The following is a 21,530-nucleotide window of genomic DNA, read 5'->3' as shown; positions in this document are numbered from 1 at the left end:
CTAGAACTCGATCACCTTGTAGATGAAATCTTTGTTTAGCCAACTCATTGACCAGCCTTCACGGCTGATTTTTATGCTGTGCGCCCTGCTCTGTTTAACTCCGGTTATCTCTTCACCTATCGCCTTAGTGCTGGGCTTTACGTTGGCCAGCCTTGGCTTGGTTCCCAGCCAATGGGATATCGGCGCGTTAACCAAAAAACTGCTGGCTTATTCCATCATCGGCTTAGGTTTTGGTATTGAGCTTGAAACGGCGCTCAGTGCCAGCCTCGACAACCTCGGCTTAATCCTAGGTTCAATTGTATTTACCTTAATCTTGGGCACCCTGCTCACTCGGCTGCTCAAGCTAGACCACAAGCTCGGCCATATGATTGCCGCAGGTACCGCCATCTGTGGCGGCAGCGCCATTGCTGCAGTGTCTCCAGCCATCAAAGCTGACAGCCAGCAAACTGCTCTGGCGCTCGCCACCGTATTTGTACTTAACTCGGTAGCCCTATTTCTGTTTCCCGCCTTAGGGCATCTATTAGAGATGAGCCAATATCACTTTGGTATATGGAGTGCGATTGCGATCCATGACACCTCCTCAGTGGTCGGTGCGGCTTCTGCCTATGGTGATGAAGCATTAGTCACCGCCACCACCATTAAGCTGGCGCGCGCCCTGTGGATAGTGCCACTGGCATTCATTAGCGCCATGGTATTTGGCGGTAACAAGCGCAAGGTATCTGTGCCGCTATTTATTGTGTTTTATTGTGTCGCCATCGCCATCGCCCATTACCTCCCCCAAGGGCAGGCGGCTTATGAAGCCATCTTTATGTTGTCAAAACGGATACTCGTCTTGTGTCTATTTTTGATTGGCGCGGGGATCACTCTACGCAAGATGCGTCAGGCAGGTGCTAAGCCGATGATATTAGGCTTACTGCTTTGGGTCGCGATTGGGCTGGGTTCGTTATTGTATATCATTCATTTTAGTTGAGCCGTTTATCCGCCACACTAAGGCTAAGATCACTACAAATGCGCCAATATCGATAAGGGCGCGAATCAGACCTGTGGTGAGCATCGAGGCCATAACGAAGATGCCACAACAGATTATAATCAGCCACTTTTCCATTTTGCCTCCGCTGGGCGCTATGTTGAAGTGGCCATTATTTATCGGTATCTAGCATTCACCAAATACCTATTCTTACTAACAAATAGCTCAATAAGCTAACCAGCCACACTGCTGGCGATGACGATAGACTGTGACACAAGACGATGCTGACGTTAACGCCCTTAATCGATTCATTAATAGAAGGGCGTCGGGTCGACATCTAAGCTGCTGGGCGAGAGCCCGCGCTCGATATGCACATCATGTTTTAATAGATCCACCATCACCACATCGGTATAGCGTTTATGGGTATTAGAGTAGAAACACTTAAGCACGGGATGCAACGCATCACGATCTTTCGCATCCCACACAATCCCCACGCGACCATCAGACAGTTGCACCAAAGAACCCACAGGATAAATGCCGATACAGCGGATAAACTCATATACTAATGCCTCGTCTAAATGAAACGGGGTTAAGCTGAGTAGGATCTTAAACGCCGCGGCTGGACTCATCGCCTCTTTGTAGCAACGCGTAGCGGTAAGTGCATCAAAAATATCGACAATGCAGCTCATGCGACCATGCAGGCTTATCTGCTGGCCAGCAAGACCATTAGGATAACCTTTGCCATCGAGCTTTTCATGGTGCATCAAACAGACATCACGACTGATCTGGGACAAGCCTTGGGTATCTGCCAGTATCTCTTTGGCAAACACCTGATGTAACTTCATATGCTCAAACTCTGCGGGCGTTAGCCTGCCGGGCTTATGCAAGATGTTGTTGTCGACCTTCACCTTGCCGATATCATGCAAGATACCGCCTACGGCTAACTGTTTAAGCTCGTCACGTTCAAGGGCCAAATACTTACCAAAGGTCACTAATAAAAAGGCCACATTGATAGAGTGCTCCAGCAAATAGGCATCTTTAGAACGCAGCGCTGAAATACATTTAAAGGCATCGGCGTCTAACATGACTGACTCAATCATGTTCTCTGCTAAATCTTCAAACGGCTCAACGGCAACGGCCTTGCCTTCAAAGGTTTCAGACAAGACTTTTTGCACCAGATCTTTTGCCTCTGCCATTAAGCGTTTGGCTTTATCTTGTGACTGTTCTCGACTGATTTTTTTTACGATAGGAGGAGCCGGTGCCAGCGCGACTTTAGGAGGCGTTAGGCCGCAACTCGGGTCCGAACGATTAACATCGACCCAAACATATTTGAGGTTATTTTTAATTAGCTGCTGGATAGCCGCAGTACTTTTAATTTGCCCAGGATGAGCAATATTAACTTGACCTTGCCGCTCTATCGCCGTGACATACATGCCTATAGACAAGCGCCGCACTGCAATTTTTATAATGTCCGCTTTGTTACCCACTGTTTCACCATCTGCGCCAAGCCTCACCACGAGCTCTCTAACCACTTTCAATCTAGTCAGGATCCAGCCCAACAGGGCCAATTCACAACATCAAGCTCTAAGGGCGCCATGTTATGCTGAGCACACTAAAACTACCACTCATTTTTGCGTATTTTAGGTGGCTCAGCGGTGAAATAAATTATGCCAACATAAACAGAATGTTAACTCACCTTACCTCGCAGTTAATACGGTACATTCAATCGCGTCCACTAACCAACGGCGGCGAGCACAATTGACACAAGAGCGTAGCTGATCATCGACCTGCTCATCTTCGTCGTCGGCGATAAAGTGCTGGCACTGAGCCGCAATATGACGAGCCGCTTGATAATTGTCAGCCTCAACGGCTAACTGCCAACGTCCCTGATGTAGACTAAAATACTGTGTCATAGCGGCCCCATTAATAATGCTTCAGTTGTTGTTTTAGGGCGTTGCGCCAAACACCCTCTTGCTGATACACCAACAGGCAAACTTGATGTTCGCGGTACACCGCCTTCACCTTACCTGACAGTTGCAACGGCGTTTTAAAACACAGTGGCTCACCGCTGTCGGTTAGCACACAATCGACGCCTGTTTGTTCAATCGCCTCGGCAACCGACAATTCCACCGTGCCCGCTTCCAGCCCGGGTAGCTTAAATTGCCCCTTGATCCGGCCATCATTACCTTGCAAACGCAGTCCTAATCCTGCCATGGCGCCAATGACACCTTGGCCAGTGCCACCATGCTCACTTAAGTGAATACCTTGTGCATGCGCTAAGGCGTAAGCTTCAGCCTTGGTTTTCACCACCTTCTTAGCCGCCAGCCCAAAGTCGATTAAGGCTTGATGATCGCAAGCAGCTTGTAGATCGAGCAAGGCGATGCCAGGATCGGACGCCGACGCGCATTCTTGCAGTAAATGGTTAACGGCTATCTCCAAGATCTGAGCCTGACACAAAGGCGTTCGCACTTGAAAACACATGGCGCTATTGTGTGACGTGTAGGGAATATCTGGATGCACAAATAGCTGATGGCGAGTCACAAACGCGCAGCGGCTAGGCTGGCCTGCCGATAATTTTAAGGCAATTTCTTCGGCGATCTCACCCGTGCCTTTAGTGCCAATATCATCGGTATCATCGATACAGACTAACCAAGACGCTAACCCCTGTTGACTCTTCATCATTACAGCTCCTCACGGTCTAACAGATCATGACTTCTCAAACGTTGTAATACTGGCGGTACCAATAACGCCGCCAGTACAGCAAAAAAACCACCAAACACTAAGCTTTTAGCCAGTTGCAATAGCACTACCTCAAGGCTTAGCCCCACTAATATATCCTCAATCGTTCCCTTACTCGCCCACGCCACAGTAGCCACTAGGGCTAAGATAATGCAGCGCCATTTGAGTGCCAGCACAGTCGGCAACAGCAGTAAGCACAGATCCATGGCGGCGGCGGGCAAGGCAAATTTAAGCACGATAAAGGGGCCCCCTTTGCCGACACTCAACATCATCGCCATTAAGCCAGCCAAGATGCCACACACAGTGATCGCCCCTTTTTTACCGACGGCGCCATAGCAAATAAGATAAAAAAAAGTCATCAAAAACATCGAGTGTCCGGTCAAGCCTAACTTGAGTCGCAGCAATCCTTTTAAGGCCACCAAGAGCGTGGCGCAAAAGCCAATAAATAGCGCATCGTGCAGTGTAAAACCTTTATTGTGCATGTAATTTAATCTCATTAATCGGGCCAGTGGGTTGGCTTATGGTGGACACCGAAGCGGCGTAATTTAGCGGCTAAGGCTATCTGTTTAGACAGCTTTAGCAGTTGAATTAATAGCGGGTAGAGCACACAGTAAATCAGCTCGCCCCAATGTTTCGGTCGACACAAGGCTTTGGGCGTTATCTTCGCGCCGCGCATCACCTGCATCTGATAAATCTCCTTCACCTCCAAGCCAATTCGCGGCAGCAAACTAAAGCTGGCCGCCATCACAAAGGCCCATTTGTGCGGTAAACACCAACTCAATACCTCGCCAATGCGTTGGGGCGCGCAGGTAATGGATAACCACCAGCCGGGAATCATCGCCAGTAATATGCGTACCACCGCCAGCACAGCCTCACCTATCCGCTCGCCCCCATGAAGCAACTGGTAAAGTGCGCAAGTGATCGCCAATTGAGTCGTAAACAGTAAGCATAATCCTTTAACACCGCCGCCCAAATAGCGCCCTTGGAGTAACAGCACACCATTAAAGAGGGCGATAACCGATAAAAACTGATCGGGTACAAAAAAAGCACTGCTCGACAGACACAGGCTTAACAAGATACACAGGGCACACAACTTAGGATTTTTAACGATAAAGTGCTGCGTCATGTCGTTATCTGCCGACGTAACGTGGCCCCTTGCCTTGCTCTGCTTAACCCACACGAGCATACCTTTCATCTTGCTCAGTCAACTCATCACCCGTGAGACATTGCAGACGCTTATCGCTAATGTGCCACACCTGATCGATAGGCAATAAGTCCAGCGGTCGATGGCTAGCCAATACGATGGCACAGCCTTGCTCGCTCAGGGTTAAAATTAACTTGGCTACCTGGTAGAAGAAGCCACTATCTAGCCCAGCAAAGGGATCGTCCAGCAGCAAGATTTGTGGCTGCAAACAGGCCAATGACGCAAGCGCCACTAAATGCTGCTGCCCATAAGAAAGTTGGTGTGGCGATTGAGAGGCCAGCGCCGATAAGCCTAATCTAGCGAGCATTTGCGGCGCACGTTCGAGCGGCAACCCATAACGTTTTAAACTAAATTGCATCTCTTCGATGACGCTTGACTCAAATAACTGCCGGCTTGGTCGTTGATGTAATAGCGCCAATTGATGCCCATACACACCTAACTTAGGACGTTGATTTAAAACTGAAATACAGAGATTACCCACATCCGCCTGAATACCGGCTAAACATTTAAGCAAGGTGCTTTTGCCTGTGCCATTGTCACCCGTTAAGGCCACGATTTCACCAGGGTACAAACACAGAGCATCACTTTGAAACAATAACGGCTGGCCGCTAAAACCCACCTTAAAAGGCCCGGCATGGATAACCGGAGCCTGCATCGCAGACGTATTAGGTTTAGTGCGCGCGCCGGCCATACTAAGCAGTGCTGGCTCGGCATCATCCTCCTGATAAGGATGCAGCCGCCCAGCATCGAGCAGCCACCTGTGGGTCACGCAACTCGAAAAGGCACGCTTATGATGCTCAACAATCACGATTGCCATACCGGCCTGTTGCAGCTGTGCTAACAGTGCCGTGAGTTCCTGTACCCCTTGATTATCGAGCTGCGCCCACGGCTCATCGAGCAGTAATATATCGGGTTGCAGTACTAACTGCGCCGCAATCATTAAACGGTATCTTTGTCCTAACGACAGGGTCTCTATGGGGGTTTCTAAGCTAATAAACAGCCCGACGTTACGCAGGGCTTGGCTGACTTGGGCATGCATATCTTGCGCTGCCACCCCTAAGTTTTCCAATGCAAATGCCACCTCGGCGCCTAGGGTTTGTCGCAGCAATTGCACATTGGGATCTTGCATCACGACACCTAAGCACAGCGGCGACGCGCAATGGCGATCGCCCACAAAGGGACGTTCCATCACGCCTAAGATCAGTTTTAACAGGGTCGATTTACCTGAGCCAGTATGGCCGTGGATCATCTGGCAATCACCGGCCTTGATAGTAAAATCAAGATTATCAAACAGCGGCTTAGCCGCTGTTTGATAATGAAAACTGATTTGTCGCAATTGAAGTAGCTGCATCAGAACACTCAGTCTATATCTGCCGTCTAGATCTGCCAGTTAATGCCTAAGAACACCTGTCTACCCGCTTGAGGTAACGCCTCACTCTGGTAGTAATGTTCGTCAAGCAAGTTACTGGCACGCAGATACACAGATAAGTTATCCCCCATGATGGGTTGAATTAAGTTGAGATCCACCAAGGTATAGTCAGCTAAATCTTGCTCAACCAACACCTTCTGTCCCGCGACCTTTTGTTGCTGTTGAAACACCTGCCCCATTATGTGCTCAATATTAATATTGATACGTGTAGCGAAAGGCAGCTCGTAATCGGCTTGCAGCCTTAATTGATGACGCGGACGATACTCTAAGGTTGCTAGCCCAGGAGCTGCGTCTTTATCTTCGCTATCGAGGAAGCTATAGGCAAAGGTCACGGCTAGCTTATCGATGCTGTGGTTACGCAGTGACACATCGACGCCGGTGAACTGATAGCGCCCCATGTTTTGGTATACGCCACCCTTATCTTTAGCAATATAGTTGTCGGCATCGGTGTAGAACCCAGCGATATTCAAGTCGGTGTTATACCCCAAACCTTGATCGACACTCAGCTCGATATGCTCGGAAGTTTCCGCTTGCAATGCTTCGTTACCTGAAGATAACGCATACAGATTACGCATTGATGGGAAACGTACTTTACGCGCGAGCCCTAAGTTCACCCGCGTCGCGTCTAATACCTGCCAATAACCGGCCACTTGCGCCGAATAATCGGTTTCATCGTCTTGCACGCGATCTTGTTGATGCAGTGCTGCACCGACGGTTGCACCTAAGTGATCGTGCTGATACTGATACTCGAGCGCCGCAGTGTACATCCATGAAGTATCGTCAAAGGTTTCCCCAGAGCCGCCACCAGAACCATTACCGCCACCCGTACCTGAGCCACTACCGCCCCCCGTACCTGAGCCACTGCCGCCGCCCGTTCCTGAGCCACTGCCGCCGCCCGTACCTGAACCACTACCGCCTCCCGTACCTGAGCCACTACCGCCACCCGTACCTAAGCCACTGCCGCCACCCGAGCCTGAGCCACTGGTATCAAAGCTGTCGCTGCTCGACTCCCAGCTTTGGTGCTCGGCTAATACTGCTCCTGTTAGCAGCTGACCATGCTTAAAGTCGGCGATAAATTGCACGTTAGCACCACTCATTGTTGAGCGACCATCTAAACGCTGCTCGATTAGTTGATAGTTGTCATCGACATAGCGATTTTCTAACACGTCAGATTGGTTTTGATAGGCAAAGCCACGTAGGGTATATCTGTCATTAAATTGATGTGCCATCCCCACCTGCACAGTATGCGCCTGGTAATCATCGACCCGCTCAAATTTAGGGTTACGACTCGTAGTGCCATCAACCGCAGGCTTACCCCAGTCACCATCACTCAAGTTAACGTTCGCCATCAGTTCGGTACGATCCGATAACCAATATGAACCTTGGCCGAACAGGCTATTGACCGTTTTAGCAGAATTTAAGCGCGTATCGCCCTGTTGCAATGCCGTATCAGGTTGATCACCAGACACAGGCCAGCCATCGGTTTGCTGTCTCGATAACGAGAGCAATCCTTGCCACTGTGCCCCTGAACCCGCCATGGTCAGGTCACCGGCAAAAGTATCATTATCGGCGCCTTCAAGGTGTCCCGACAGTAAGGGGGCGTTATCGCCCTCTTTAGTACGAATGTTGATCACGCCGCCTGCACCGCCCGGGCCATACAACACAGAGGTGGGGCCTACCGATACCGTCACTGAGGCGATTTGACTCGCGGGGATCACACTAGGATCAAATTGACCATCTTCGGCGCCATTTGCTGGCACGCCATTAATGAGATAGATAACATGGCGCGCTTTAAAACCACGAATATCGACACGCGGAGTGCCTTGGCCACCCACGCGCACAAACACACCCGGGGCATTTTTAAGTACTTGGTCGAGACTCTGTACGCCTAAGGCTTGGATTTCATCGGCGGTAATACGCCATGTGGTCGTACTCTGCTGCTGCGCCGTTGGCTTTTCGCCCGTCACCACAATCACTTCTGACACATCTAAAATAGGGGTTCTATTGGCATTATCAGCCAACACCATAGGACTGCTACCCATCGCAAGAGCGACCAACGACAATTTGATTATTTTTTGATTTTTATACATTTTTAATTAACACTCCGAGTAACCTAATCGCATCATTGTTCAATGTTACGATAGTGGTCTCAAGCGCTCTAAAAACAAAAACCAACCCAGATCGACTAATTACGACTTTGTCTGTGCTTTACTCCCCCCTCGGTGGACATTTTGTCCAATAAGAAAATCACTTAAGACAAAAGTACGCAGTTTTTATCTATCAATAAACCAAATATAAATAAACAATATTTGGACAAGTTCACAGCTTAACTCCCTGTAACTTGACAGTCTTTTACCGGCGCATTAGGTTGTGGGAAAGATTCTTATTAGCAATACACCATAAGTCTCTGCATTGCATATTGGTGGCGATTGTTGCCATCAAACAAAGATACTTATCGATAAAGCTGGAGTATTTATTGAGCGTTTTCTCGCTATCCCAAGCCATAGCATCCTTAACTAGCACACTTGAGCAACTGGAGATCCATCAGTACGGCGAGCCGATCATTCAGCTGTCTGTGCCTGTAACTCCCTTGCCCTCTATTGCGTGGTTAGCGAGCCAGTCGTGTTATCCCAAAGTATACTGGCGCGGGCGTGACACCCAACAAGAGGTCGCAGCTGTCGGGGCGTGCAAAGATTTTATGTTTGAAGATGCTGTCGATGACAGCCAGCTGTGTGCCGCCTATCAGCAGCAGCGCGCATTGTCGAGCAATCCAGAGATCCGCTACTACGGTGGTGTGGCGTTCGATCGTAATACCGATTGCTGGCCAGAATATGGCCGGGCACATTTTATCTTGCCTCGTATCGAATTACGCCGCAGCGGTAATGAGTACAAGTTATTAATTAATCTCAATATTGAGATTAATGACATCGAAAGCGAGCGTCAGTTAGCGCTCGATGCACTGCAGCAATTGTCACCGCCAGCGCCCTTATCAGCGCCCAATAAAATCCACCTGCTCAGTCGCAGCGATCGCCCTAATCAGCAGCGCTGGCGTGAGCTGGTCAATCAGGTCACCCAAGATAAATTTATTCAAGATACCCCCAAAGTGGTGCTGTCACGGCTCACTCAACTGGAAGTGAACGAGAAAGTCGATCCCTGGATGCTGCTCGCCAGTTGGCAGGGGCGCAATCAAAACAGTTTTCAATTTGGCTTCCAGTTTAGTCCAGACAGCGCCTATATCTCTTGCACGCCCGAACGCTTATACCGCCGCTGTCAGCGCGAGTTGTTTACCGAAGCATTAGCGGGTACCACCACTCGTGGCCTTAATGAAGAGGAAGATGCACTGCTGGCCAAAGCGCTCATCGATGACAGCAAAAACAGCCATGAAAACCAACTGGTACGCCAACATATTGTCGATGCGCTCACGCCGCTGAGTAACTATGTCGGTGCCGATGAGCTCGCTAAGATATTTAAACTTAGCCATATTCAACATCTACACCGGGCGATCAGAGCCGAGCTCAAACCAGGCGTGAACGATTTTCAGATTTTATTAGCCCTGCACCCCACCCCAGCGGTAGGCGGTTTACCCAGAGAGTCGGCGATTAATTTTATTCGCCAGCGCGAGGGGTACACCCGCGGTTGGTATGCGGGCGCCTGTGGTTACTTCAACAAATATGAGAGTGAGTTTGCGGTGGCCATTCGCAGCGCCTTGATTGAACCAGGCAGAATTAACCTTTTTGCAGGTGCTGGCATTGTGGCTGGCTCCGAGGCCGACGCCGAATGGGGCGAGCTGGAAAACAAACTGGCGACCATACTGTCGATACTCACCGAAGTGTAACAACCCTAACCTCTATCGTATTCAATGCCTGCCGTTATCTAGCGATACTAAGCAGGCTTCCCCCTGTAAGCACAGAATATCTGGCCTGATGCAGTTAAAAACGTCAATTATGCTTGTACATTGGTAGTAATTATCTATAATTTGCCGCCCAAATCGATAGACCCCATTGCTGCTGGTCACTCTGATAACTTAAGGGTTCTTAAGTAGGGTACGTAAGCAAGGTATCGTCATAAGCGCTAAACTTACGGCGATGCACAATGGGATAAGATTCACCTTAGCGGGTTCCCTCACCCCGCATTAACCGACTAAAAAGGCCACAAGATGTTAATGTTATCTCGCGCGCAATTGCAGCGTGCTCTATTACTGTTAGTCAGTTTTCATATACTGATCATTGCAGCCAGTAACTACTTAGTTCAACTTCCTTTTCAACTGTTTGGCTTTCACACCACTTGGGGTGCGTTTAGCTTTCCGTTTGTGTATCTCGCGACCGATTTAACCGTGCGAATTTTCGGCCAGCAGCATGCGCGTCAAATCATCCTTAAAGCCATGTTACCGGCATTGGTGATCTCCTATTTTATTGGGGTATTGTTTCATCAAGGCAGCTTTCAAGGCGCGCAGTCGTTAGCCGAATTCAATAGTTTTGTCTTTCGCATCGCCTTTGCTAGCTTTGCCGCTTATTTGGTGGGGCAGCTCATGGATATTCGCGTATTTGCCAAACTCAGAAGCACAAAATCATGGTGGGTGGCACCAGCGGCATCGACCGTTGTAGGCAATCTTATTGATACTTTAGTGTTTTTTAGCGTGGCTTTTTACGCTTCTAGCGATCCCTTTATGGCGACGCACTGGCCCGAAATTGCCACCGTCGATTACGGCTTTAAATTGATGGTTAGTTTAGGTCTGTTCCTGCCAGCCTATGGCGTATTGCTCAAGGTACTGCAAGATCGGATTTTAGCCTCAAAACCACACAACGAACTGGCCTGACCAGTTGTTTTAGGCTATCATCGCGGCACTTTTTTAATCAATTCCAAGTGCCGCTTTGGTGGCATTGTTGTCTGGAGATCTAAAGATGTACACCACGACGATTGCCCGTCATAGCGACCTGAGCGATGACTTATTGCAAACGCTAATCACCCTAGCTCAGCAAATCCCTGAATTTGATGGCCGTTATACTATTGAAGATTATCGCGCCCGCTTAACCAATAAGCCTATGTTGGTTCAACTGATGAGTGTTGAGGGTGAATTAGCAGGCTTTAAAATAGGCTACAGCGAACAGCCAGGCCAATTTTATAGCTGGCTTGGTGGCATACTGCCCGAGTACAGACAGCTAGGGCTGGCCAAAACCTTACTGGCCGATCAAGAGGCTTGGGCAAAAGCACACGGGTTTGAGCGCATAGCGGTTAACACCTACAACCAGTTTACTAGCATGCTGCAGATGCTGATTAAACAAGGTTATAAAGTGGTAGGCCTACAGACAAACAAAGAGCAAGTTGACAATAATAAATTGTTTTTAAACAAGTTATTAAATTGATCGCAATGGCGTTGTTATTTACACGTAAATAACTTGCCAACCCAAATGATAATGACTATCATTTACATGCGTTCCAAAGCTCAGTTTAATTAGCACTTCATCTCTGCTTAATGATTGGGTTATATGCTTAACATTGCTCACGTACTTTTTCGCCGGAATATTTTTATTCCGGCTTTTTTTTACCTGCAATTAAGCGCTCCCCCATATCACTTTAATGATAAGCCTTATCGGCCTTTATCCTTAGCCATAAAAACGGCAGCTCAAGGGCTGCCGTTTTGGTATTGATAGGGTTTAGCCTCTATTTTTATTGGTCATATTGCTGGAGAAATGTAACCCACCATAAGGCGGATTTAATTGATCATCTTTGGCCTTATGGTATAAACCAATGGTAAACAGGGTTCCCTTACCTAAGATTGAGCTGACCTCGATGGTGCCACCTATCCGTTTAATAATACCGTAGCTGAGTGACAAGCCTAAGCCAGTGCCATCTTTACGTGTGGTATAGAAGGGGTCAAAAATCCGTCCGAGCTGCTCCTCGGGAATGCCTTTGCCCTCATCTTCAATCTCAATTTTAACCCCCACAGGCTCACCGTGTTGCAACCAGTCGTAGGTGCGGATCTTGATGCGTCCACGACCGTCCATTGCATGGGCAGCGTTAACGACCAAATTGATCAACACCTGCAGCAATTGAGGCCGATTCACCTCGATGGGATAGCTAGCGTTAAGCTCTTGGATCAATACCACCTCCTGCTGCTGCACCGAGTGACGCACCAAAATCAGCATCTCTTCGATAATGGGCGTCAGCTGATGCATCTCCAGCGGCGCATTAAATTCACCGGGCCGACTGTACTGCAACAGACTACGAATAATGGTACTGATGCGGCCAACCTGTTGGATCACTATCTCAATCTCTTCTTCAACGTCAGCCGCCTGATCGCCCAGCTCATACTTAAGCAGCTCCATATTACCTAAGATCACCGCCGTCGGATTATTGATCTCATGGGCAATACCGGCTGTTAGCTCGCCGAGTGCGGTTAACTTCTCATTAGTGACCAACTGCTGACGCGTCTCGTTTAACAAGGCCACGTTACGCTGTAGTTCTTCGGTTTTTTCTTGCAGGCTGCGGGTGCGCTCTTCGACTTTCACTTCTAGCTGCTCGGCCGCCGCTTGAATTTGGCTATTACGCCGCTGAAGTAAATCGAGCATGCGATCAAATTGCTCAGCCAGATCCGACAGCTCATTATCTTGCTCGAGCCCGAGTGAACCAATACGTAAATTACGCCCCGACTGCACCGCTTTGACCACGTGATGGATCCGCTCTATCGGCAGTAATAAGCTATAGGCGCCGCGGTATACCAGTAAGCCTGACACCAGTAAGACCAACATTAAGATGGTGCCGAGCTCGATAATATTAAGCAGATAATTATGAATAAAGGGCGATTCGGAAAAGCCGGTGTAGATCATGCCGATACGTTTGCCGCGAATATCGGTCAACGGCGCATAGGCCGAGATAAACCAGTCGTTATAGACAAAGGCCCTATCGACCCAAAGCTGGCCATTAATCAAGACTTTTTGGCGCACCTCTTCAGACACTAAACTGCCTAACGCGCGCCCCTGTTTCTCACTGTTTTGCGGCGAGAAATGCAATGGTACATTGGTACTGATACGGATGTTGTCTAAAAAAATGGTCACGGTACCGATAGAGCGCTCTGGCAGTGTGCCTTTGTCGTACACCAAGTCGCGAATATGGTCGACAATGCGCATATCTCGGTTAAGCAAAATGCCGCCATCGAGATACCAGCCAACAGTGCCATCGTTACCGACAATGGGTAACAGGCTACGACTGAGCATGCCGCGCTTTTCTACCACCTTACTGGGTTTCTGTGAGCGTGGCGTATCAACAAGCGGGATCACCGCTGCCGCGTCAAGCTGTTCGCCCAAGCGCGCTAAACGCTGCGGTGGAAGCACCATCAGCCCAGAAACAGCTGCTGTATTGTTGGTTTTAGGTAGCATCATGCGCAAGTCGGGATCAGCAGCCGCCTCTGCAACACTGATAAGCCGCAAAAAATCGAGATGCAACGCCGCCTTTTGTTGCCCCAGCAAGGCGCTAATGTCATCGGCTAAGATGGGCGCTTTGGGGTCGAGTTGGCGAAAGGCGTTTTGAAACTCCCACGACACCATCACCTGTTTAAGCAGATCTTCTTGCTTAGCCTGCACCGCATCCAAAGTATTGCGCGCCACGGTGAGGTCAGCTTTAACCTTCATAAACAGCTGCTTGCCCGTGTAGCTAATGTTCCAATAGATGGTAATAAACACTAGGCTGACTAGGGTCAATAAAATCGGCAGCAAGGTTAATACTAAAATTCGGTAGCGTACTTTAGCCTGCAGTTGCTGCCAGTTAACACCAAACAGTCGAGGAAAAAACGCCACCTTAGCTCTCCGCCTCGTCTTGGCCTTGGTCAAACCACTCTTTGTATTTACGATCTAGGGTTTTTCTAGAGACGCCTAAATCGCGAGCGGCGGCCGATTTGTTGCCTTGATGCAGATCCACCACAGCAGTAACGTGATGTTTTTCTACTTCTTTTAGGCTCCAGTTCAGCGGATAACCGGCTTCGTTTAACATTTCTGACTTAGGTTGCTGCTTCCAATATTCTGCCGGTGGCTTGCCCAGCAAAATACACCGCTCAATCATGTTACGCAGCTCGCGTATATTTCCTGGCCACTCATGTTGTTGTAATTTCAACATATCCTCATGGCTCCACACTACCTCTTTAACCCCAAGCTCGGCGGCCAGTTGACGAGTAAAGTGGTGGGTCAGCTCGACCACATCTTCTGGGCGCGTGCGTAATGGGGGAATGACGATATCGAGCACATTGAGTCGATAAAACAGATCGCGCCTAAAATTGCCCGCCTCAACCTCGTCGGCGAGTTTACGGTTGGTCGCCGCGAGCACTCGCACATCAATCTTGATCTCTTTTTCACTGCCCACCGGACGGATAGTGCGCTGCTCAAGCACCCGCAATAACGCGGTCTGCATTTTTAGCGGCATCTCACCTATTTCATCTAAGAAGATGGTGCCGCCTGAAGCAAAACTAAATAGCCCTTCACGGTTGCCTTTAGCCCCGGTAAATGAACCTGCAGCATGGCCAAATAGCTCGCTCTCAAGTAGTTCTGGGGCAATGGCGCCACAGTTAACGGGCACAAATGGCCCTTGACGACCACTTAAGAGATGCAGCTGTCTGGCCACCAGCTCTTTGCCTGTACCCGATTCGCCTTCGATTAAGATCACCGCATTGGTCGGTGCAACCCGCTCAATCACGTGCTTCACCTCCATCATGGCATCGCTGCTGCCAATAATGGTTGAGGATTGACCGATAGAGACTTCGCGGCGTAGCATCAGGTTTTCACGCTTAAGCAAGCGACGCTCGATACAGCGGTCTACAGCCTTCATCATCTGCTCTAGATGAAACGGCTTCATAATAAAATCGGAGGCACCGGCGCGCAGTGCTTTTATCGCCACATCCATATCGGCGTAGCCTGTCATAAAGATAATGTCAGAGCGGCGCTCATTATCGTTTAGGGCTTCATCCCATTCGATCCCTGAACGTCCCGGCAGACGGATATCGACAATTAACAGATCAAAGTGACAGCGACTGCGGAGCTGTTCGGCATCTTCAACACTGCCAGCCGTCTCTACTAAGGCGAATTTCTTCGACAGAGCTTTTTTTAAAAAACTGCGCATTCCGGGTTCATCGTCAACGATTAACACAGATACGGCAGACGGTAACGGTTTCATCTCTTTATTTGGCTGGCTCATATTGTCTTCTTTTGGACATTTTGACACACATTAAACAGATTCTAGCATCAAAGCTCAGGGAATTGGTCACCCTGAACCAGAGTTCTATGACTTTGGGACATTATGTCTGCTGAAATTTTATTGACCTTGCGATCTGTCTCACACTTTATAACTGACTTGAGACATGTTTTATTTAAATTCCGCATTGGCACCTTTTTTGCTGACTAATCACTGTTTTGTAAAACAAATATATGCGAGAGCGGCAAATCGCATCTTATCACTATGCCAAGGAGTACCAATGTTAAACCTAAAATCCATTTTCAGTCTGGCGGTTATCGCTAGCGCCTTAACCGTATCACCACTACAAGCACAAGAAGTGATTAAACTGGCGACCACCACCAGCACCGAAAACTCGGGCCTACTGAAAAACTTGCTGCCAAAATTTGAAGCTGAATCAGGTTATAAAGTACAGGTTATCGCTACGGGTACCGGCAAAGCATTAAAACTGGCACGCCAAGGTGATGTCGATGTCGTAATGACTCACGCGCCAGCAGCCGAGGCTAAATTTGTAGAAGAAGGCTATGGCGTTATGCCTCGTGGCATAATGGAAAACGATTTTGTGATCTTGGGCCCTAAAAATGACCCAGCAAAGATCCGCAGCAGTAAGACAGCAGCAGAAGCCTTTGCTAAAATAGCCGAATCTGGTGCAACCTTCGTGTCGCGTGGTGATAACTCTGGCACCAACATGAAAGAGCTTATCGTGTGGAAGGCGGCAAACGTTGAGCCTAACTTCGACGGTTATCGTTCAGTTGGCCAAGGCATGGGCAAAACCCTACTAATGGCGAATGAACTTCAGGCCTACACCTTATCTGACCGCGGCACTTACGTCGCTTATAAGGCCAAGCTTGACCTAGCAATTGATTACGATGGCGGCGCAGCATTAGCCAATCCATATCAAATTGTACTGATTAACCCTGCCAAATATCCCGATCTAAACCATCAGGGAGCTAAGGCGTTAAGTGATTGGTTAATCAGCAAGGATGCACAAAATATGATTAACAGCTACACCGTCAATGGTGAGCAACTATTTAAGGCAACATATAGCGAATGAGTGAAGGCTGGTTAGCCCTTATACAGCAGGCGTTAAGCCTGCTGTTTTCATTGGACCCTGATGTATGGGCCATTGTCAGTGTCTCTTTTTCAGTCTCTTTTGCAGCGCTGGCGTTTACCCTGCTGCCGTCACTGATCTTAGGCTTCCTATTGGCATTTATCCCCTTCCCCGGCCGCTGGTTTGCTACCAATTTAATTCAAACTATTCAATCTATCCCCACCGTGGTTATTGGCTTATTGGTTTACTTATTACTGACTCGCATGGGGCCGCTGGGCGATTTGAGGTGGCTGTTTACCCAACCCGGGATGATCCTTGGACAGATGATGATTTGTGCTCCGGTATTAATCGCCATGAGCCAAGCCGCTTTTACCAGCGTCGATAAACGCGCATGGGAAACCTCTCGCACCTTAGGCGCCTCGTGGCTACGCTCTGTGTGGCAAATTTGCCGAGAATTGAAAGTGCCGTTATTGATGGCCATTGTCGCTGCCTTTAGCCGTATTTTGACCGAAGTGGGTTGTTCTATGATGGTGGGCGGTAACATTGCTGGTGTCACACGTAATATCCCCACCGCTATCGCGCTGGAAACCAGTAAAGGCGATTTTGCCCAAGCCATTGCCTTGGGGCTGGTATTACTCATCCTCTCTTTAATACTCAACTTTACCTTGGGCACGTTAAGAGGCAAAGCCGAGCCGAGGAGCCACTAGTTATGGTTAAAGTAACGGCCAGTAATATCGAAATGCGTTTTGGTAGCCGCCTGCTATATCGTTTCGATAACCTCAGCATTACCCAGCAGCAAACCGTACACCTGCAAGGTGATAACGGTTCGGGTAAAACCACCTTAATGAAACTATTTGCCGGCTTACAAGCCCCGACCAGTGGCAACCTACAGGCCCACGGATTTCCATCATCGCCTTGGTGGCGCCGCAACCCTTTGCTAGGAAAAGCCGTGTATTTACACCAGCACCCTTACCTGTTCGATGGCAACGTTGCCTATAACCTTAATTATGTGCAACCCTTTTGCGAGCTCTCGACTCAAGAGATACAGCAGCGAACACGCACCGCCGTCGAAATGGCACAATTAGGCCCCCTCATGCAACAGCAAGCTGCAAGCCTATCTGGTGGCGAGCGTCAGCGCTTGGCGATTGCACGCGCTTGGGTCATGCGGCCGAAATTATTGATGTTAGATGAACCCACCTCTAACATGGACAAACTGTCACAGCAATTAGTATTGACCATGATAAGTGACCTAAAAACACAGGGAACAGGTATGCTTATCAGTAGTCATCAAAGCTGTTCACTCACCAGCCTGTGTGAACAAAGTTGGCAAATAGAACAGCAACAGATTATTGCTACCGATGCAGCAGCATCGCCCATTGTGGGACTCAACCAACATAAGCAGGAATTACACTATGTCACAGCAAATTGATGCGGTGATCCTTGCCGGCGGCATGGCAAGACGTATGGGCGGTAACGATAAAGGTTTGGTCGAACTCAATGGCCAACCTATGATCAAGCACGCCATTGACAGGATAAAACCTCAAGTTAAGGAGATCCTGATCAACGCAAATCGTAACCAAAATCGGTATGCTGAATTTGGTTTCAAAGTATTAAGCGATGAAGACTCTGGCTATCTTGGCCCCTTGGCAGGCATGATCACCGCACTAGGCCATACCTTGGCCGATTATCTATTAGTGGTGCCTTGCGATTGCCCTTTGTTACCCCAGGATTTAGCGGCAAGAATGCTAGCGGCTATTGACGCTCAGCAGGCCGACATGGCCGTGGCCAGTGACGGCAAACGTGAACAACCCGTGGTGTTACTGATCAAGCCTGAGCTACGCAGTTCGATGAAGGCATTTTTAGATGCTGGCGAGCGTAAAATTGATGTCTGGTACGCTCAACATAACTGTGCGGTTTGCGATTTTTCTGACCAGCCCAATGCCTTTGTCAACGTCAACACGCCAGAACAAAAACAACAGCTTTCTGAGGCAATAGCCCAATCAATTTAGAGGTCTACATGAGCATAGCGTTTAATAATCCCCTGTCGGTGCCCGTTCTCGGATTTTGTGCTTATAGCGGTACAGGCAAAACCACCTTGCTGAAAAAACTGATCCCAGAACTTAATCGTCGTGGGATCCGCCTAGCGGTGATTAAGCATGCTCATCACGATTTTGACGTCGACATTCCCGGTAAAGACAGTTACGAGATGCGTAAAGCCGGTGCACGCCAGATGCTGGTTGCTTCCCATGTACGCTGGGCATTGATGACTGAAGACTTGGTGGCCGATGCGCCAGAGTTACCGCACCTGCTTAAGCAGATTGAACAGGACAAAATAGATATCGTCTTGGTCGAAGGCTTTAAAAAATTGGCCTTACCGAAAATCGAACTGCACCGCGCCGCTCACGGCAAACCCTTTATCCATACTCACGACACTAATATTCAAGCGATCGCCTGTTGCGATGACACCCAGCTGCCATCAGATCTGCAGCGACTGGATATTAATAACGTCGCACAGATCGCCAATTTTGTTATCCAATATGCAAAAAACTGGACACCATCAACCACCCAGGTGCCGCTACAAGCCGCGCCTGAGTGTGGCTGCGAAATGGACAGCAGCAACAGCCTATCTGTCAGACAAGGCGTGGATAATATCCTCTCTTTCGTTAAGCCCGTGACGCAAGTCGAGTCTGTAGCCCTCGATGATTGCAGCAATCGGGTATTGGCCGAAGATGCGATTTCGCCCGTCGATGTGCCGCAGCAGACCAACTCGGCAATGGACGGTTACGCTTTTAAATATAGCGACCCTATGTTGAGCCAATACCAGATTGTTGCCGATGTAATGGCGGGACACAGTTATCAAGGCCGCTTAAATGACGGTGAAGCGGTGCGTATTATGACTGGCGCACCAGTACCAGAGGGCGCTGACACTGTACAGATGAAAGAGTTGGCCGATGATCAAGGTGATAAGGTAAGCTTTAGCGGTAATATCACCTTAGGGCAACACGTACGTCAAGCCGGTGAAGATATCGCCAAGGGTCGCACGGCTCTGGCCGCTGGGCACCGCCTACAAGCGGCCCATCAAGGCATGCTAGCGTCATTAGGTTTTGGCCAGCTGGCAGTGCACCGCAAACCACGAGTGGCGGTTTTTTCTACCGGTGACGAGGTCTGCCAGCCGGGTGAACCATTAAAGCCCAACTGCATTTACGACGCTAACCGCTTCACCATTAAATCTATGCTCAAACAGTTAGGCTGTGAGGTGATAGACCTCGGGATCATTCACGATTCAGAAGCGGCCTTGGTGGAAGCGCTGCAAGGCGCGGCGCAACAAGCCGATGCCGTGATCAGCTCTGGCGGCGTGTCGGTCGGAGATGCAGACTTTATTAAACTCGCCTTAGCCAAAGTAGGCCAAATTAACTTTTGGCGTATCAATATGCGCCCAGGTCGCCCACTGGCCTTTGGTCAAATTGGCGACTGCCTATTCTTTGGGTTACCCGGCAATCCGGTGGCCGTGATGGTCTCTTTCATGCAGTTTGTCCAACCTGCACTGCGCAAGTTAGCTGGCGAGTCAGCTTGGGCTCCCACACTGCTACCCGCCATCGCCGATTGCCAGCTACGCAGCCGTATCGGACGCACCGAATTTAGCCGCGGCGTGTATCACTTAGGCGTCGATGGCAAGCTGCATGTTAGCAGCACGGGGGCTCAAGGCTCTGGGATGCTCAGCTCTATGGTCAAGGGCAACTGCCTTATCGTCATCGGCGAGCAGGATGAACAACTCGCCCCTGGCGACACTGTGTATATTCAGCCTTTTGCCGACCTGTTATAAGCGGTCATTATTTTAGCCGGGCCAGTGGGTATCCAGCGCACCACTGGCCGTTGTAGGTGATCTTGTATGAGTTTGATTGTTGATACCTTTGGCCGCACCGTCGAGTATTTACGCCTTTCGGTCACGGACAGGTGTGATTTTCGCTGCGTCTACTGCATGAGCGAAGATCCCTGCTTTCTCGATAGAGAGCAGGTGCTTAGCCTCGAAGAGCTGGCCTGGGTTGGCCAAGCCTTTACCGAACTTGGGGTCAAAAAAATTCGCCTCACGGGCGGAGAGCCTTTAGTGAGAAGCGATTGCGATCAATTAGTGAGCCTGCTGGGTAAGTTACCCGGGCTGCAAGAGCTGTCGATGACCACCAATGGCTCAAGGCTGACTAAATTTGCCGACAAGATGCATCAATCTGGCTTAAATAGGCTCAATATCAGCCTCGACACCCTTAAACCTGAACGTTTTACTGAGCTGACGCGCAAGGGAAAACTGGATCGGGTGATCGCGGGCATCGATGCGGCTAAGGCGGCAGGCTTTAAGCGGATCAAGGTCAACGCGGTGATCCTGCGGGGCCAAAATGATGATGAGGTGCTCGACTTAATCGAGTTTTGCCGCGCGCGCGAACTGGATATTGCCTTTATCGAAGAGATGCCTTTGGGCATTATCGACGAACGTAAACAGAGCCGTCATTGCAGCAGTGACGAGGTGAAAGCCATCATAGAGCAGCGTTACCCGCTGATGCTGTCTAACAAACGTACCGGCGGGCCGGCGCGCTATTACACCATGGCAGGCAGTGCTATCCATGTGGGCTTTATCTCACCGCACAGCAATAACTTTTGCCATGAGTGTAACCGCGTCAGGGTGACGGTTGAGGGACGTTTACTGCTGTGTTTAGGCAATGAAAACTCGGTCGACCTTAAGGCGATTGTACGTCAATACCCTGGAGATATAAGCCGGCTAAAGCAGGCGATTATCGCCGCCATTAAGCTCAAACCTAAAGAGCACCATTTTGGCGGCGAGGATGATACGCAAATCCTGCGTTTTATGAATACCACCGGCGGCTAATGACCCGCTTAAGATAATGCCCTAGTGCTTTTTCGATGATAAACTCAT

Annotated in this window: 19 protein-coding genes and 1 pseudogene; 10 read left to right on the top strand and 10 right to left on the bottom strand. The window is 49.3% G+C overall.

Features of this window, described 5'->3' with window-relative positions:
• Positions 1-22 precede the first annotated feature (22 nt).
• Positions 23-970, top strand: coding sequence for a YeiH family protein (locus tag AC5YB1_RS02420; RefSeq protein WP_494520570.1), 948 nt, complete (start codon positions 23-25; stop codon positions 968-970).
• Positions 971-1,278: 308 nt separating this feature from the next.
• On the opposite strand, the gene AC5YB1_RS02415 is transcribed toward AC5YB1_RS02420, so the two are convergent.
• The 8 genes and pseudogenes from AC5YB1_RS02415 to AC5YB1_RS02380 form a co-directional block, all read right to left on the bottom strand.
• The gene (locus AC5YB1_RS02415) at positions 1,279-2,454 is read right to left on the bottom strand and encodes a cyclic di-GMP phosphodiesterase (RefSeq protein ID WP_494520569.1); all 1,176 of its coding nucleotides are present in this window, start codon (positions 2,452-2,454) and stop codon (positions 1,279-1,281) included.
• A 210-nt stretch (positions 2,455-2,664) separates the two neighbouring features.
• On the bottom strand, positions 2,665-2,880 hold the full coding sequence (locus AC5YB1_RS02410; protein ID WP_475515235.1) for a hypothetical protein: 216 nt from the start codon (positions 2,878-2,880) through the stop codon (positions 2,665-2,667).
• Positions 2,881-2,890: 10 nt separating this feature from the next.
• Positions 2,891-3,649 carry a DNA-binding protein gene (locus tag AC5YB1_RS02405; protein WP_494520568.1) on the bottom strand — a complete coding sequence of 253 codons (759 nt, stop codon included), beginning with the start codon at positions 3,647-3,649 and terminating at the stop codon, positions 2,891-2,893.
• Complete coding sequence (locus AC5YB1_RS02400; RefSeq protein ID WP_494520567.1) at positions 3,649-4,188, bottom strand: core component of ECF transporter; 540 nt, start codon at positions 4,186-4,188, stop codon at positions 3,649-3,651. The genes AC5YB1_RS02405 and AC5YB1_RS02400 overlap by 1 nt, the downstream gene beginning before the upstream one ends.
• A gap of 14 nt (positions 4,189-4,202) precedes the next feature.
• The gene (locus AC5YB1_RS02395; RefSeq protein WP_494520566.1) at positions 4,203-4,901 is read right to left on the bottom strand and encodes an energy-coupling factor transporter transmembrane component T; all 699 of its coding nucleotides are present in this window, start codon (positions 4,899-4,901) and stop codon (positions 4,203-4,205) included.
• The gene (locus AC5YB1_RS02390) at positions 4,876-5,829 is read right to left on the bottom strand and encodes an ABC transporter ATP-binding protein (RefSeq protein WP_494521562.1); all 954 of its coding nucleotides are present in this window, start codon (positions 5,827-5,829) and stop codon (positions 4,876-4,878) included. The genes AC5YB1_RS02395 and AC5YB1_RS02390 overlap by 26 nt, the downstream gene beginning before the upstream one ends.
• Positions 5,806-6,261, bottom strand: a pseudogene (locus AC5YB1_RS02385) (ABC transporter ATP-binding protein); the annotation flags it as partial. The pseudogene AC5YB1_RS02385 and the gene AC5YB1_RS02390, both read right to left, overlap by 24 nt.
• A gap of 26 nt (positions 6,262-6,287) precedes the next feature.
• Positions 6,288-8,429, bottom strand: coding sequence for a TonB-dependent receptor (locus AC5YB1_RS02380; protein ID WP_494520565.1), 2,142 nt, complete (start codon positions 8,427-8,429; stop codon positions 6,288-6,290).
• A gap of 386 nt (positions 8,430-8,815) precedes the next feature.
• Between AC5YB1_RS02380 and AC5YB1_RS02375 the strand changes: the two genes are divergently transcribed.
• The 3 genes from AC5YB1_RS02375 to AC5YB1_RS02365 all read left to right on the top strand — a co-directional run bounded on the left by AC5YB1_RS02375 (position 8,816) and on the right by AC5YB1_RS02365 (position 11,702).
• Positions 8,816-10,174, top strand: coding sequence for an isochorismate synthase (locus AC5YB1_RS02375; protein WP_494520564.1), 1,359 nt, complete (start codon positions 8,816-8,818; stop codon positions 10,172-10,174).
• Positions 10,175-10,495: 321 nt separating this feature from the next.
• Entirely contained in the window at positions 10,496-11,155 is a 660-nt protein-coding gene (locus AC5YB1_RS02370) for a 7-cyano-7-deazaguanine/7-aminomethyl-7-deazaguanine transporter (protein ID WP_494520563.1), read from the top strand.
• 85 nt (positions 11,156-11,240) lie between these two features.
• The gene (locus AC5YB1_RS02365) at positions 11,241-11,702 is read left to right on the top strand and encodes a GNAT family N-acetyltransferase (RefSeq protein WP_494520562.1); all 462 of its coding nucleotides are present in this window, start codon (positions 11,241-11,243) and stop codon (positions 11,700-11,702) included.
• A 291-nt stretch (positions 11,703-11,993) separates the two neighbouring features.
• Here AC5YB1_RS02365 and AC5YB1_RS02360 read toward each other — a convergent pair whose 3' ends face one another.
• Together AC5YB1_RS02360 and AC5YB1_RS02355 are read right to left on the bottom strand one after the other, a co-directional pair.
• Positions 11,994-14,132, bottom strand: a complete 2,139-nt coding sequence (locus tag AC5YB1_RS02360) for a sensor histidine kinase (protein ID WP_494520561.1) — start codon at positions 14,130-14,132, stop codon at positions 11,994-11,996.
• Between the two features lies 1 nt (position 14,133).
• Positions 14,134-15,519 (bottom strand): sigma-54-dependent transcriptional regulator, encoded by a 1,386-nt coding sequence (locus AC5YB1_RS02355; protein ID WP_494520560.1) that lies wholly within the window; start codon positions 15,517-15,519, stop codon positions 14,134-14,136.
• 277 nt (positions 15,520-15,796) lie between these two features.
• On the opposite strand from AC5YB1_RS02355, the gene AC5YB1_RS02350 reads away from it, so the two are divergent.
• The 6 genes from AC5YB1_RS02350 (at position 15,797) to moaA (ending at position 21,482) form a co-directional block, all read left to right on the top strand.
• A complete protein-coding gene (locus AC5YB1_RS02350; protein WP_475515245.1) occupies positions 15,797-16,609 on the top strand; it encodes an ABC transporter substrate-binding protein in 813 nt (270 codons plus the stop codon).
• Positions 16,606-17,313: an ABC transporter permease gene (locus tag AC5YB1_RS02345; RefSeq protein WP_475515246.1), complete on the top strand. Its 708-nt coding sequence runs from the start codon at positions 16,606-16,608 to the stop codon at positions 17,311-17,313. The genes AC5YB1_RS02350 and AC5YB1_RS02345 overlap by 4 nt, the downstream gene beginning before the upstream one ends.
• 2 nt (positions 17,314-17,315) lie before the next feature.
• The gene (locus AC5YB1_RS02340) at positions 17,316-18,035 is read left to right on the top strand and encodes an ABC transporter ATP-binding protein (protein ID WP_475515247.1); all 720 of its coding nucleotides are present in this window, start codon (positions 17,316-17,318) and stop codon (positions 18,033-18,035) included.
• On the top strand, positions 18,019-18,615 hold the full coding sequence (gene mobA, locus AC5YB1_RS02335; RefSeq protein ID WP_475515248.1) for a molybdenum cofactor guanylyltransferase MobA: 597 nt from the start codon (positions 18,019-18,021) through the stop codon (positions 18,613-18,615). The genes AC5YB1_RS02340 and mobA overlap by 17 nt, the downstream gene beginning before the upstream one ends.
• An 8-nt stretch (positions 18,616-18,623) precedes the next feature.
• Complete coding sequence (locus tag AC5YB1_RS02330; RefSeq protein ID WP_475515249.1) at positions 18,624-20,429, top strand: bifunctional molybdopterin-guanine dinucleotide biosynthesis adaptor protein MobB/molybdopterin molybdotransferase MoeA; 1,806 nt, start codon at positions 18,624-18,626, stop codon at positions 20,427-20,429.
• A 66-nt stretch (positions 20,430-20,495) separates the two neighbouring features.
• Entirely contained in the window at positions 20,496-21,482 is a 987-nt protein-coding gene (moaA, locus tag AC5YB1_RS02325; protein ID WP_475515250.1) for a GTP 3',8-cyclase MoaA, read from the top strand.
• Positions 21,483-21,530: the final 48 nt, after the last annotated feature.

This window comes from Shewanella sp. 433 (assembly GCF_059338565.1).
This window is presented reverse-complemented; position numbering and strand designations above follow the sequence as displayed.